The sequence below is a fragment of the Amycolatopsis sp. w19 genome, assembly GCF_051373225.1.
Classification (GTDB): Bacteria; Actinomycetota; Actinomycetes; order Mycobacteriales; family Pseudonocardiaceae; genus Amycolatopsis; species Amycolatopsis japonica.
The window spans coordinates 498823-512630 of the sequence record NZ_JBPQFM010000001.1 but is presented as its reverse complement, the minus strand read 5'-3'; the positions used below and the strand labels follow the sequence as shown (position 1 = coordinate 512630).

Sequence of the window (13808 nt, the reverse complement as noted above, 5' to 3'; positions counted from 1 at the left end):
GAGCCTAGTCGGTCCGCGCCCCTTGGCTCACCGGCCGGTCACCCCCGATCGGGGCGGGATCGTCGAGGCCGCGCCAGACCCGGAAGATCGCCGGGAACGTGCCGGCGATCAGGTACAGACCACCGAACACGGCGAGCGCGCCGACGAGCCCGATCCCGTCCAGCAGCAACCCGGCCGCCATCGAACCGAGCGGCATCGCGGCGAGCACCCCGCCCACGAGAAGGCTGAGCACGCGGCCGCGGACGGCTTCGGGAACCCGTTCGTACACCACGGGGAGCAGGATCGGATTGAGCGCGCCCGCCCCGATCCCGGCGACCACCAGACCGGCGAGCAAGACGGCCGGTGCCGGTTCCAGCGCGAGCAAGGCGAATCTCGGCGCGCCTTCGATGCCGACGGCGACGAGGATCGCCGTCCGCCGCGAAAGGCGGTGGCCCGCCCAGCCGTAGAGCGCCGAGCCGATGAGCGCGCCGACCGCGACGGCGGTGATCATGGCCCCGATCAGCGCGGTGCTGTGCAGGACTTGGTCGCCGTAGGCGGGATACAGGACGCCGAGCAGCCCGAAGTCGAGGCTGTTGGTGAGCATCAGCATGCCGACGATCGCACGCAGCACCGCGTCGCGTTTGACGTATCCCAGTCCTTCGCGCAGTTGCTTGAGATAGCCGCCCGACGGCGGCCTCGGCGGACCGGCCGCGACCGGGATGAGCGCGAAGATCAGCGACGCGGACACCAGGAGCGCGCCCGCGTCCACGAACAGGACCGGAATGGGCCCGATCAGCGCGATCAACGCGCCGGCGGCGGGTCCGCCCACCACCCATCACGAACGACAACGCGACGAGTCCGGGCAGGCTGAGGCCGGTGGTGGCCATCGCGAGCGGGATCAGGAGCACCGTCACCGTGGTCAGCAGATCCGCGCCGACGCTGGCCCGGCGCGTGCCGACCCGGTCCACGACCGGCCCGCCCAGCAACGCGGCGACCATCAGGCCCAGCACCTCGGCAGCGGTGACGATGCCGGTCTTGGTGCCGCTCCCGGTGCTCTGCAGGACGAACCAGGGAATCGCGAGCAGCGTCATCATCACTCCGGCCGAGGAGAACCCCGACGCCACGACCAAGGCCCCCAGTGGCATCCGGCTCATGGCGTCTCCGGCCGGGTTTTCCTCGGGAAGGCGGCCCAATGCACCCGGACTGGGGTATCGCCGTCCTTCTCCGGACGGCGATAGCGGCTGATCACCTCAAGGATCTCGTCGCTCAACGCGGCCGCCTCGTCGGGCGTCAGCGCGAGCGACGAGTCGTGGAAGTTGACCTTGTCGATCCAGTCGTCGGCCCAGTCCCGCACTTCGGCCACGAACTGCGATTCGGCGGCGTAACGCCGCTCGATCATCGTGTGCGCGTACGCGTTGAGCGGACCGGCCAAGTCGGGATCGTCGAGGAAATCCGCGGCGCTCATCCGATCCCCCTCGTGCACCGCCTTCCACCACCTGTCGCGCCTGCTGCCGCGTCCGGTGTCCTCGGCGATCAGCCCGGATTCGGCCAGCTGGCGCAGATGCCAGCTCGTGGTCCCGGAACTCTCCCCCACCCGCTTCGCCAGCCCGGACGCCGTGGCCGGACCGTCCTCTCGCAGCAACTCCAGGATCTCGACCCGCAACGGATGCGACAACGCCCGCAAGATGCGGCCGTCGACCCGCGCGAGATAGCGCTCGGTCTTCCCCATGCCCGCCACCCTATGACCGCAGAGGTCTCTTTGCAAAGACTTCTCTGCGATTAGTTCGCGCCATGTGGCGATTCTGGAGTTTGACTTCAACTTAACTCTAAGTTTTACGGTCTGTGCCATGACAACGAACTCGCCTTATCAGCTCGCCGTCGTGATCAGCAGCGTCCGCGAGGGCCGCTTCGCCCCCGTCGTCGCGAACTGGTTCCTCGACCGCGCCAAACAGCGCGACGACGTCACCCTGTCCGTCATCGACCTCGCCGAAGCCCCCGGCGACCTCTCCCCCGGCGTCGCCGGCGCGGACGCCGTCGTCGTGATCGTCCCCGAGTACAACCACAGCTACCCCGGCCCGCTCAAAACCGCGCTCGACGCCACCGGTCCCGAGTGGCACGGCAAACCGGTCGCCTTCGTTTCCTACGGCGGTATCTCGGGCGGCCTGCGCGCGGTGGAGCATCTGCGCCCGGTCTTCGCCGAGCTTCACGCCGCCACCATCCGCGAGACCGTGAGCTTCCCGTACGCCTGGAACCACTTCGGCCCGGACGGTGAGCACGACGACTTCGAAGGCGCCTCGCTCGCGGCCACCACGCTGCTGAATCAGCTGAACTGGTGGGCCAACGCCCTCCGCGACGCACGCCAGGTGCGGCCCTACGCGGGCTGACGGTGTCCGTGGAGGACTCGGCTGGGGGTCGGGTCCTTCACGGACATCCGGGGCGGAACATGGCAGGCTGTCCGCGTGACCGGACCACTCGCTCTCCTCGATTCCGCGAGCCTCTACTTCCGCTCGTTCTACGCACTGCCCGATTCCATGACCGCCCCGGACGGGACACCGGTCAACGCCGTGCGCGGGTTCACCGACACGATCGCGCGGATCCTCGTCGACCGGCGCCCTTCGCGGCTCGTCGCGTGTCTCGACGCCGACTGGCGGCCGAAATTCCGCACCGATCTGCTGCCCGGTTACAAGGCGCACCGGGTGGCCGAAGAGGTCCCGGAAGGCAGCGACGTCGAAGAGGTGCCGGACACCCTGACCCCGCAGGTGCCGATCATCCTCGAACTGCTGGAGGCCTTCGGCATCGCGACGGCCGAGGCGGACGGTTACGAGGCCGACGACGTCATCGGCGCCCTCGCGATCCGCGAACAGGAGTCCCCGGTCGAGGTCATCACCGGTGACCGCGACCTGTTCCAGCTGGTGCGTCATGAGCCGACGTCCACTGTGGTCATCTACGTCGGCAAGGGCTGGAACAAGGCCGAAGTCCTCGGCCCGGACGAGATCGCCGAGAAGTACGGGATCCCGGCGGGGAACGCCGGTCCCGGATACGCCGACATGGCCGCGCTGCGCGGAGACCCGTCGGACGGCCTGCCCGGTGTCGCCGGGATCGGCGAGAAGACCGCGGCGAAACTGATCACCCAGTTCGGTTCGCTGCAGGAGCTGATCGAGGCGTCGAACGCCGGCGACTCGCGGGTTCCGCTCAAGACCCGGCTGCGGCTGACCGACGCCGCCGACTATCTCGCGGTGGCCCCGACCGTCGTCCGGGTCGCGGCGGACGCGCCGGTCGAGCAGTCCCGCCCGGACATCGTCCCGTCCGAGCCCGCCGACCCGGACAAGGTCGCGGAACTCGCGGAACGCTGGAACCTCGGCCGTTCGGTGGAGCGTCTGCTGGCCGCGCTCCCGAAGTCATGAGCAACACCGAGGCCGACCCGGCCGAGCTGCTGTGCTCAGAGCGGCCGGGCGAAGGCGTCACCGTGCTGACCCCGCGCGACGTCCCGCTCGGCGGCCCGCGTGCGATCCGGGTCCGCCGCACCCTTCCGCAGCGGCAGCGGTCGCTGATCGGCGCGTGGTGTTTCGCCGACCACTACGGCCCGCAGGACGTTTCGGCGTCCGGCGGGATGGACGTCGCACCGCATCCGCACACCGGATTGCAGACCGCGAGCTGGCTGTTCAGTGGCGAGATCGAGCACCGCGACAGCATCGGCACCCACGCCATGGTGCGGCCGGGTGAGCTCAACCTGATGACCGCCGGGCACGGTATCGCGCATTCGGAAGTGTCCACACCGGACACTTCGACCCTGCACGGAGTCCAGCTCTGGATCGCACTGCCCGGCGAACACCGTGACACCGTACGGGATTTCCGGCACTACGCGCCGCCGCTGCTCGATCTGCCCGGCGCCACGGCGCGGGTGTTCCTGGGTAGCCTCGCCGGGACCACCTCGCCGGTCCCGGCGTTCACTCCCCTGCTGGGCGCCGAACTCACCGTCGGGCCCGGCGCGACCGTGGCCCTCGACGTCGATCCGGCCTTCGAACACGGTGTCCTGCAGGACATCGGCTCCGTCACCGTCGCCGGAGTCGCGCTGGACACCGGGGAACTCGCCTACCTCGCGCCCGGCACCGGGCGGTTGGAGCTGGCGAACCCCGGCACCGAACCGGCTCGGGTGCTCCTGCTCGGCGGAATCCCGTTCACCGAGGAACTCGTCATGTGGTGGAACTTCGTGGGCCGCAGCCACGAGGACATCGCCGCGTACCGCGAGGCGTGGCAGGCGCAGGCGGACCGGTTCAGCCGGGTGGAGGGCTACCAGGGCAGCACGGCTTGGCTGCCCGCGCCCACGTTGCCGCAGGTGCGGATCAAACCGCGGCGGAATCCGTCCTAGCGGCCAGTTGATCGCAAGTCCGTGAAGGTCTCCTTCCCAAGTACATGAAGGCCCCCTTCACTGCGCTAGACGCAATGAAGGGGGCCTTCACGTACTGCAGGGGCCCGAGTGCCTAGAAGAACGTTCCGCACCACGGCGAGCGCGCGGTGTGGAACAGGGTGTCGGCCCGGGCGACCGCCGCCTCGTCCAGCACCTCGACCCGCCCGGACAGGGCCAGGTCGCCGAAGAGACCGTGGCCGAGGTACAGCGACGACAAAGTGGCCACGTCCAGCCGCAAATTGGCCTCGGCGCTCGTGCGTTCCACGCCGTCCGGGCCGACGGCGTAACGGCCGTTGTTGTCCGGAAGCTGCTTGTCGTGCACTTCGAGCACCACGGGTTCGGCGGTGCCGTAGGAGCGCGCCCGCAACGCCGCGAGGACGTCGACGAGCCGCAGCCACAGGTCGTCGATGATCTCGGTGGTGTTCACCGCGCGCGGGTCGGTGAGCAGTTCGGCGATCGGCTCGTCCAGCGGGCGACCCCGTCCGGAGACCTCCGAGACCAGGTCGACCGACAGCAGGAAACGCCACAGCCCCGCCCAGGCCTGTGGCGTGGCGGCATGGAGTTCGCGGATGTCCAGGATCGCCCCACGCTCCGGCGCCTGCCGGTCGCGCGCGTCGATGGTCTGGTAGACGACGAAACCGTCGTCACCGTCCGGTCCACTGTGGACCGCCACCCGGTAGCCGCCGTCCCCCTTCACCACGCGCTCGAAGAAGCCCGGCCACCAAGCCGGCGGCCGGGAGACGAACCCTGGTCGTGCTCCCTCGAAGCGGTGGTACAGCGCGGGAACGCGCTCCACCGCTTCGTCGGGGGTGACGAACCTGACCTCGCCGGTCCGGCCGACGCCGTCCCGAAGCCGGGCGCGCGGGCGTTCGATCGACACGCCTTTGCCGAAGGTCGCCGCGCCGTACCCGAAGCGGCCGTAGATGACGGCTTCGGAGGCGTGCAACGCGGCCAGTGGGACACCTCGCGCCGCGAAGTCCTCCAGCTGTACGGCCATCATCGTGGTGAGGATCCCGCGGCGGGTCCAGTCGGCACGGACGCCGACACCGTCGACGGCCGCCGTCACGAGCTTCTGTCCACCCGGGACGGTCAGCTCGACGTCGAACGAACTCGCGATCCCCACCGGGGCGCCGTGCTCGTCGAACGCGGCGAATTTGCCCGCGGCGGTCCAGGACGGAGCCATCTTCGCCCAGACCTCGTCCGTGGCGGGCTTGCCGTGCAACGACTCCGCCAGGACGTCGAGGCAGGCTCGCTGTTCGCCTTCGGCCACGGCACGCACAAGGAATTCGCTCATACCGTGGATCCTGCCGTCCGGCCCGGGGAGCCCCAACCGGTTTTTCAGGCGGGAGCGCCGACTTCGTAGCGGCCGTCTTCACCGGTGACGGTGATCGTGACGGTCTTGCCCTCGCCGGCGACCTGCACGGTGCAGGTGAACGTGCTGCCGTCCTCGACCTTCTGGTTCGACGGGCAGAGCACGTCGCCGACCTCGTTCACCTGATAGGTCTCGGTGAGGATCTTCCGCACGTCCGCCTGCATCGTCCTCGGATCGAAGACCCTGCCCGGAGCGTTGGAGGACGAACCGCCGGCGGTCGCGGGCGCGCTCGACGAAGGTCTCGACGTCGGCGGTACCGTGACGGTCTTCGTCGCCGGCGCGGGCGCCGGGGTGTCCGAACACGCCACCAGCACCGCGAAAGCGGCACCACACAGACCGACCGTCGCGACGGCTCGCCTGCTCAAGCTTCTGCACCCCCACCGGTGTGATCATCCAACGTCAGAAGAAGGTACCGCACCAGGGGTTCACCCGCGTGCCGAACAGCTGGTCCGCTCGCTCCAGGGCGGTCTCCCCGGTCGAGCGGACGCGTCCGGCGAACGCGAGATCCGAGGGACGCCAGCCGCCGAGGTACACCATCGACAGGGTGTCGGCGTGCAGTTCGAGATCCGCCGGGTCGGTGGTGCGGGCGGCGCCGTCCCCGGACAGGCGATAGCGGCCGGAGTTGTGCTCCAGGAAGGGATCGGTGACCTCGATGACGACCGGCTCACCCCGGTACGTGCGGGCGCCGAGCATCGTCTCGACGTCGACCAGCCGGAACCAGCCCTCGTCCTGGACCTTGTTCACCGCTACGTCACGCGGGTCGGTGAACAGCAGCTCCACCGGTTCGTCGAGCGGCCGCTTCTCGGCGGTGATGCGGTCGACCAGGTCCACGGACAGCAGGTAGCGCCACAGCCCGGCGAACGCGTCGGGACTCGCGTAGTGGAAGGACTGGACCTTAAGCAGTGCCGGTGAGCCGAACTGGGCCCGCTCCACGGTGTAGGTGACATAGCCGTCGACACCATCCGCGCCGCTGTGCACCGCAGTCGTGACCGGCGTTGTCGCCCGTCGCAGTTCGCGTTCGTAGCCCGGCCACAGATGCGGGCTGCGCGCGATCATGCCGGGCCGGGTGCGTGGGAGCGCGTCGAAGAGCGAAGGCCATTGCTCGATGGTGTTCTCGAGATCGAGGAGGGAGATCTGCCCACCGGCGGGCACCTCGGGACGGAACCGGGCGCGGCGCTTGTCGATCTCGATCGACTTGGCCCGCACGGCGACGCCGTACCCGAATCTGCCGTAGATGGCGCCCTCGGACGCGTGCAGCATCGCCGCGGGAACCCCGCGGGCGGCGAAATCCTCGAACTGGGCACGCATCAGCGCCGTCAGCACGCCACGGCGGATGCGATCGGCGCGGACCCCGACCAGGCTGACCGCGGCGAGCGGCGTGGTACCGCCACCGGGCAGCGTCACCTCGGAGTCGAAGGACCGGAGGGTGCCGATCAGCTCCGAGTCGAACGCGCCGAATCCACGATCCGGCTGCATCGACGGGGCGATGGCCGACCATTCCTCGTCGGTCATCTCCTTGGCGTGCAAGGCCCGCCTGAACAGATCCGTCGCGGCCCGTTCCTCGTCGGACCGCAGCGGCCGCACTGAAAAGTCGCTCATGACACGATCATGCAGGATCGACCGTGTCAGGCGCCCGCGGTTTACTTGGTGGTGGCGGGTGGCGAGACCTCGTAGTTGCCGGTGTCACCCTTCACGGTGATCGGCACCTCCTGCGGCTTGCCCTCGATCGTGGCGGTGCAGGTGAACTTCACCCCGTCCTTGACCTCCTGGCCGGAGGGGCAGGTGACCGCGCTGATCTCCTTGATCCCGTAGGTCTCGGTGAGCAGCTTCTGCACGTCGGTCTGCATCTGGGTGTTGTTGAAGACCTGGGTGTTGAACCAGCCCGGCGTGACGAACCCGAGGATGCCGACCGCGGCGATGATCACCACGAGCGCGCCGATGCCGATGAAGAGGCCCTTCTTGGACTTCGGCTTGTCCTGCGCCTCGCCCTGGGTGCCCGGGAACTGGCTCTGGCCGTAGTCGTACTGGCCGGGCTGCTGCTGCCCGTACTGGGGCTGCTGCTGCGGGCCGCTCTGCGGGTAGCCCGGCTGCTGCTGGGGCCCGCTCTGCGGATATCCCGGCTGCTGGCCGTATTGCGGTTGCTGGCCCCACTGGGGCTGCTGTTGCTGCGTCTGGGAGGGATCCTGCTGCGGATACCCGGGCTGCTGCTGGGACGGGTCGTACGGCGCGGGCTGCTGACCCCATTGAGGCTGTTGCTGCTGGGTCTGCGACGGGTCGTACTGCGGCTGCTGGCCCCACTGCGGTTGCTGCTGCGGGCCGCTCGGCGGTTGAGCGCCGCCCGGCTGTTGGCCGTAGCCCGGCTGCTGCCCCCACTGGGGCTGCTGCTGCGGGTCGTTGCCGCCATACGGCGTGCTCATCGTTCGCCTCCGCCTGTTCCGCCATCGTCACCGGCCGACCTGCATGGCCGTCGTGGGCGATCCAACCACAGGTCGGCGCCCCTGCCCACTGTTCCCGGGTGGTGTCGGGCCATCTCCCCGCGACCGTGCTCACACCGGAGGCGCGTCCGTTCCGCCGGTCAGCCCAACGCCGCACTCACGTGATCGAAGCCGGAACTCGCGTGATCAGAGGCGGAACACGCCGAGTGCGGCCTCTGATCACGCGAGTCACGTCCCTGATCACGCGAGTCACGCCTCCAGTCACGCGCCGCCGGCCGCCACGACTCCGCGGCGCAACGCCTTCACCGCGTCCGAAGCCGCCGCGCCGACCGGATCCGCCTTGCCGAGGACGTCGCGGATCTGGTCGAGCAGGTCGATGACCTGCCGCGACCACCGGACGAAGTCACCGGCCGAGAGCTCCTGCCCGTTCGCTTCGGCGGCGGTGAGGACCTTCTCCAGCGATTCGCCGCGCGCCCACCGGTAGACAGGCCAGGCGAAACCGGCGTCGGGCTCGCGGGTGCGGTCCAGCTTGTGCCGCCGCTCGTCTTCGGTGAGCTCCATCCACAGGCGCGTGGTCGCCTGCCAGGCGTCGACCACCTTGCCCGCGGGCAGGCGAGGCTCCCCCGCGGTGTCCCGGCGTGCCTCGAAGACCAGCGTCGAGACGACGGCCGCGAGCTCGGCGGGGGCCAGGCCCTTCCAGACGTCGTGCCGGATGCATTCGGCCGCGAGCAGATCCGACTCGCTGTAGAGACGGGTGAGCCGCTTGCCGTGTTCGGTGACCCGATCCTCGCCGTCGCCCTTCGACGCGGGGCCAAGGTAGCCGCGCTCGCCGAGCAGCCGCAGGATGCGGTCGAAGGCGCGCGCCAGCGAGTGCGTGGTCGCGGCGACCTTGCGTTCCAGTTGCTCGGTCTCGGCCGTGAGCCGCTGGTACCGCTCGACCCAGCGCAGGTTCGCCTCGCGTTCGGCCAGACCGTGGCACGGATGCGCCCGCAGCGCCCGCCGCAGCGCGGCCAGCTCACCGTCCTCATTGGCCCCGGCGCGGCGTTTTTGCCTGCCGGGCAAGGAGATTCCCGCGTTGCGCAGACTGGAGGCGATGTCGCGCCTTGTCTTGGGCGAGCGGAGCTCGATGTGTTTCGGCAGCTTGATGTTCCCCAGCGCCTCGACCGGCGACGGGAAGTCCGAGACCGAGAGTGGTCCGGACCAGCGGTCCTCGGTGACCACGACGGGACGCGGCTCGCGGATCGGGTCGAGCCCCGGGTCGACGACAACCGCCAGCCCGGCGCGCCGCCCCGCGGGCACCGCGATGACATCGCCCTTGCGGAGCTTCTCCAGCGACTCGGCGGTGCCTGCCCGGCGGGCGGAGGTGTTCTGCCGCGAGAGTGCCTTCTCCCGCGCCGAGATCTTCGCCCGCAGCTCGACGTACTCCAGCATATCGTCGAAATCGCCGGTGATGGCGGAGGTGTAACCCCGCAGGGCCTCCTTGTTCCGCTCGATCCGCCGCGCCGTCCCGACCACCGACCGGTCGGCCTGGAACTGGGCGAACGACTGTTCCAGCAGGTCACGGGCCGCGTCGGCGCCGACCTGGGCGACCAGGTTCACCGCCATGTTGTACCCGGGCCGGAACGACGACCGCAGCGGATACGTCCTGGTCGAGGCCAGGCCGCCGACCTGCTTCGGGTCGATCCCCGGCTGCCAGACGACGACCGCGTGGCCTTCGACGTCGATCCCGCGCCGCCCGGCTCGCCCGGTGAGCTGCGTGTACTCCCCCGGTGTCAGGTCGACGTGTGCCTCGCCGTTGTACTTGACCAGCCGTTCCAGCACCACGGTGCGCGCGGGCATGTTGATGCCGAGCGCGAGCGTCTCGGTGGCGAAGACGACCTTCACCAGCCCTTGGACGAACAGTTCCTCGACGGTCTCCTTGAACGCCGGGAGCAGCCCGGCGTGGTGCCCGGCGATGCCGCGTTCGAGCGCCTCACGCCATTCCCAGTAGCCGAGGACGCCGAGGTCGCCTTCGGGCAGGTCCTTGGTGCGCTCGGCGACGATCCGGCGGACCTTCTCGACCTCTTCGGGGCCGTTGAGCCGCAGACCCGACCGGACGCATTGACCGACGGCGGCGTCGCAGCCGGCGCGGGAGAAGATGAACACGATGGCGGGGAGCAGACCGGCGTTGTCCAGCCGCTCGACCGTGTCCGTGCGGGACGTGGGCCGGAACCGCGGCATCCGCGACGGCGCGCCTCGCCGCCCGCGCGGTCCGCGCAACCCGGCCGGGGCGAACCGTCCACCGATCTCCTCGGTGCGGCGCAGCAGGCCGGGGTTGATCCGCAGTTCGGCGCCGGGCGCGTGTTCCTCCTGGCCGGCGAACAGGTCCAGCAGGCGGTTGCCGACCAGCATGTGCTGCCACAACGGCACGGGGCGATGCTCGTCGACGACGACGGTGGTGTCGCCACGGACCTCGACGAGCCATTCGCCGAACTCCTCGGCGTTGCTCACCGTGGCCGACAGGCCGACGACGCGGACGTGCTCGGGCAGGTGGAGGATGACCTCTTCCCAGACGGCGCCGCGGAACCGGTCGGCGAGGTAGTGGACCTCGTCCATCACCACGTACGCGAGCTCACCGATGGTCGACGACCCGGCGTACAGCATGTTGCGCAGAACCTCGGTGGTCATGACCACGACCTGCGCGTTGCCGTTGATCGACGTGTCGCCGGTCAGCAGCCCGACCGCGTCAACGCCGTAACGGCCGACGAGGTCGGCGTACTTCTGGTTCGACAACGCCTTGATGGGCGTCGTGTAGAAGCATTTGCGCCCCTCGGCGAGGGCGAGATGCACCGCGAACTCGCCGACCACGGTCTTCCCTGCGCCGGTGGGCGCGCAGACGAGCACACCGTGACCGTCTTCGAGCGCCTCGCAGCCGCGGACCTGGAAGTCGTCGAACTCGAACGACGATTCGGCCGCGAAGCGGGTCAGCTGGGGGTATCGAGCGCGGCGCTGGGAGGCCGCGTAGGCCTCGGCCGGGGTCTGAGAAGGGCTATTGACCACTTCGTCAGGGTTCCATACCCCACCGACAGTTCGCATTCGGTGTGACGATCTCGGGAACGGCCGCCACCTCTCTGTCATCCAAGGGGCGGATTCGTGATCGAGAGGGGACGGCATGGAGATCGCTTGCCCGCAGTGCGCGCAGGTCGACCAGGTACAGAGCGTGCCGGCGGTGTTCCAGAGCGGGCAGACGACCTACCGGGTGCAAGGCGGTATGACGGCCATCCCCGCCGGTGACGGCGTGGTCTACACCGCGACGACGCACACGGGTGTGTCGGTGACCGCGACCGCGGCGTCGCTCAACCCGTACCCGGTGCTTCGCGGCGGCGGGTGCTTCTTGACGCTCGCTTTGGTGCTGCTGATCCCCGCGTTCGCGTTCGTCTCCTTCGCCACCGACTCGCTCGCCGAGAACCCCGCGCCGACCGCGAGCGGCCGTGTCGGTGCGGCCATCGGCGCCTGGATCTTCCCCTTCGGCGCCTTCGCGCTGGTCGGCTTGTTCGCCGTGCTGTTCGTACTCCGGTTACGGCGCAACGCGCGGATCCGGCGAGGTATCCCGGACGCGCTGGCGTACTGGCGGCAGGCGTGGTTCTGCCATCGCTGCGGCGGGGTGTTCTTCCCGCGCGGGGACCTGATGTCGGCCATGACGTTCCGCGGGCAGGTGTGGCGGGCGGGCGACTACGCCGGGCTCACCCGACGACGGTGAGCGCTCCGGGGACGCAGGTGACGTCAAGCGGCAGCCTGCCCACCGGCTCACCGTCGGCGTAGACGGGCAGGTCGCTGCCCGCCAGGTGGATCTGGGCGGCCTTGAGGGTCCGGACCGCCGGATGCGCGATGTGCTGCCCGGAGCGGACACCGGGCAGCATGCGGAGCAGGTCGCGCCGGGTCGCGCTGCCCACGACGGTGACGTCGAACAGCCCGTCCTCCGGATCGGCTCCAGGACAGATCCGCATGCCGCCGCCGTAGAACGGGGTGTTGCCGACGGCGATCATGGTGGCGTCGAGTTCGAGTGTCTCGACGTCCGTGCGGAGCACCACCGGCCGGGGCCGGAACGCGGCGAGTTCGGCCAGGATCGCGACGTCGTAGCGGCGCGGGCCGCGCGGCCAGGTCAGCCGGTTGGCGCGCTCGGTGACCAGGGCGTCGAAGCCCGAACACAGCACCGTAGCGAACCATTCACCACCGGCCCGGCCGAGGTCGATCCTCCGCCGTTTCCCGTCCGCGATCCGCCTGGCGACGAGATCCGCGGCGGCGTGCGGCCGGTCGGGAATGTCGAGCGCCCTGGCGAAGTCGTTGCCGGTGCCCGCGGGGACGAGCCCGAGCGCGACACCGGATTCGGCGCAGAACTGAACGCCCTGATGTGCCGCACCGTCGCCGCCGAGCACGACGAGGACGTCCAGACCGGCCGCACGCGAGTCGGTCATCAGCGCGCGGGATTCCCCGACCGTGTGCGCGACGAGGACGTCGAGCCGGTCGACGACGGGCCGCAGCCGCGCCGCGACCGACTCCATCAGCCGTTCCGCGGCCCCGTTACCCGAGGCGGGGTGGACGGCCAGCGCCGCGTGCATCCCCCGGCTCAGGTGACGTCGTCGGTGCTGGCGCGCTTGCCGTTCGTGGCGGCCGACGGCTCCTCGTCGATCGTGCTCGGCGTGTAGTCGAACGGTGCGGCCTCGTCGTCGGCGAGCTGGTCCCAGCCCTCGGTGCCGCGTTCCTTGTCGAGCTTGCGGTCGTGGAAGCGCGCGATCTGGATGGACAGCTCCAGGAGCACCACCAACGCGCCGGCCAAGGCGATCATGGAGAACGGGTCCGAACCCGGCGTCGCGAAGGCGGCGAAGACGAACACGACCATGATCAGGCCGCGGCGCCACTTCTTCAGCGTCTGGTACTTCAGGACGCCGACGCGGTTCAGCATCACCACGAACAGCGGGAGTTCGAAGCTGACGCCGAAGATCAGCAGCAGCGACAGGATGAACGAGATGTACTTGTCACCGGTGAGGGCGGTGATGAACTGGTCGCCACCGAAGTTCATCAGCAGCTCGAGAGCGTGCGGGATGAGCAGGTACGCCAGCACCGCGCCGAAGGCGAAGAGGATCGACGCGAAGAAGACGAAGGTGAGCGCGTACTTGCGCTCCTTCGAGTAGAGGCCGGGCGCTATGAACGCCCAGATCTGGTAGAGCCACAGCGGCGCCAGCAACACCGCGCCTGCCGCCAGACCGACCTTCAGCTGGATCATGAAGGCTTCGAACGGCACCGTCTGGAGCAGCTGACAAGGACCGGTCGGAGAACCGCCGAGCCTGCGCTGGTACGGAATCCCGCAGTACGGGCCGGTCATGATCTGGCCGAGCGACGGGATCGGGCCGACCCTGGTCTGGAACCAGATGAAGCCGATGATCCCGCCCGCCAGGATGGCGAGCAGCGCGAAGCCCAGCCGGCGCCGGAACTCGTAGATGTGCTCGATGAGCGTCATCGTGCCGTCGGGGTTGGTCCGACGGCTGCGCTTGCGCCGCTTCGTGCCGCGGCGCTCCTCACCGGAGGCGGAATCCGCCACTGGACAGTCCGTTCTCGTCAGGGTCCACCATGAGCG

The 13808-nt window shown here is 69.7% G+C and carries 13 protein-coding genes; 4 read left to right on the top strand and 9 right to left on the bottom strand.

Translation table 11 applies throughout. The features are described from left to right. Window positions 1-4: 4 nt before the first annotated feature. Window positions 5-808: an MFS transporter gene (locus tag ACSMFO_RS02310; protein WP_436456674.1), complete on the bottom strand. Its 804-nt coding sequence runs from the start codon at window positions 806-808 to the stop codon at window positions 5-7. A 321-nt stretch (window positions 809-1129) separates the two neighbouring features. After that, the gene (locus tag ACSMFO_RS02305; RefSeq protein ID WP_436456672.1) at window positions 1130-1708 is read right to left on the bottom strand and encodes an ArsR/SmtB family transcription factor; all 579 of its coding nucleotides are present in this window, start codon (window positions 1706-1708) and stop codon (window positions 1130-1132) included. A gap of 118 nt (window positions 1709-1826) precedes the next feature. Here ACSMFO_RS02305 and ACSMFO_RS02300 point away from each other — a divergent pair, with 118 nt between their 5' ends. From ACSMFO_RS02300 to ACSMFO_RS02290, 3 genes are all read left to right on the top strand, one after another. Further along, window positions 1827-2363 (top strand): NADPH-dependent FMN reductase, encoded by a 537-nt coding sequence (locus tag ACSMFO_RS02300; RefSeq protein ID WP_436456670.1) that lies wholly within the window; start codon window positions 1827-1829, stop codon window positions 2361-2363. Between the two features lie 75 nt (window positions 2364-2438). Beyond that, window positions 2439-3383: a 5'-3' exonuclease gene (locus ACSMFO_RS02295; protein ID WP_436456668.1), complete on the top strand. Its 945-nt coding sequence runs from the start codon at window positions 2439-2441 to the stop codon at window positions 3381-3383. Next, window positions 3380-4348 (top strand): pirin family protein, encoded by a 969-nt coding sequence (locus ACSMFO_RS02290; RefSeq protein ID WP_436456667.1) that lies wholly within the window; start codon window positions 3380-3382, stop codon window positions 4346-4348. Before ACSMFO_RS02295 ends, ACSMFO_RS02290 begins: the two co-directional genes overlap by 4 nt. A gap of 112 nt (window positions 4349-4460) precedes the next feature. On the opposite strand, the gene ACSMFO_RS02285 is transcribed toward ACSMFO_RS02290, so the two are convergent. From ACSMFO_RS02285 to ACSMFO_RS02265, 5 genes are all read right to left on the bottom strand, one after another. Further along, complete coding sequence (locus tag ACSMFO_RS02285) at window positions 4461-5681, bottom strand: GNAT family N-acetyltransferase (RefSeq protein WP_436456665.1); 1221 nt, start codon at window positions 5679-5681, stop codon at window positions 4461-4463. Window positions 5682-5725: 44 nt separating this feature from the next. Further along, window positions 5726-6124, bottom strand: coding sequence for a DUF4333 domain-containing protein (locus ACSMFO_RS02280; protein ID WP_084098254.1), 399 nt, complete (start codon window positions 6122-6124; stop codon window positions 5726-5728). A 34-nt stretch (window positions 6125-6158) separates the two neighbouring features. Beyond that, window positions 6159-7358 carry a GNAT family N-acetyltransferase gene (locus ACSMFO_RS02275; RefSeq protein ID WP_436456663.1) on the bottom strand — a complete coding sequence of 400 codons (1200 nt, stop codon included), beginning with the start codon at window positions 7356-7358 and terminating at the stop codon, window positions 6159-6161. Between the two features lie 41 nt (window positions 7359-7399). After that, complete coding sequence (locus tag ACSMFO_RS02270) at window positions 7400-8176, bottom strand: DUF4333 domain-containing protein (RefSeq protein WP_037337566.1); 777 nt, start codon at window positions 8174-8176, stop codon at window positions 7400-7402. A gap of 279 nt (window positions 8177-8455) precedes the next feature. Beyond that, window positions 8456-11233 (bottom strand): DEAD/DEAH box helicase, encoded by a 2778-nt coding sequence (locus ACSMFO_RS02265; protein ID WP_436456661.1) that lies wholly within the window; start codon window positions 11231-11233, stop codon window positions 8456-8458. Between the two features lie 112 nt (window positions 11234-11345). Between ACSMFO_RS02265 and ACSMFO_RS02260 the strand changes: the two genes are divergently transcribed. Then, window positions 11346-11933 (top strand): hypothetical protein, encoded by a 588-nt coding sequence (locus ACSMFO_RS02260; RefSeq protein ID WP_436456660.1) that lies wholly within the window; start codon window positions 11346-11348, stop codon window positions 11931-11933. Here ACSMFO_RS02260 and ACSMFO_RS02255 read toward each other — a convergent pair. Together ACSMFO_RS02255 and tatC are read right to left on the bottom strand one after the other, a co-directional pair. After that, on the bottom strand, window positions 11917-12792 hold the full coding sequence (locus ACSMFO_RS02255; RefSeq protein ID WP_436456658.1) for a diacylglycerol/lipid kinase family protein: 876 nt from the start codon (window positions 12790-12792) through the stop codon (window positions 11917-11919). The two genes, ACSMFO_RS02260 and ACSMFO_RS02255, sit on opposite strands and share 17 nt — an antisense overlap. An 8-nt stretch (window positions 12793-12800) precedes the next feature. Continuing rightward, the gene (tatC, locus tag ACSMFO_RS02250; RefSeq protein WP_436456657.1) at window positions 12801-13772 is read right to left on the bottom strand and encodes a twin-arginine translocase subunit TatC; all 972 of its coding nucleotides are present in this window, start codon (window positions 13770-13772) and stop codon (window positions 12801-12803) included. Between the last annotated feature and the right edge of the window lie 36 nt (window positions 13773-13808).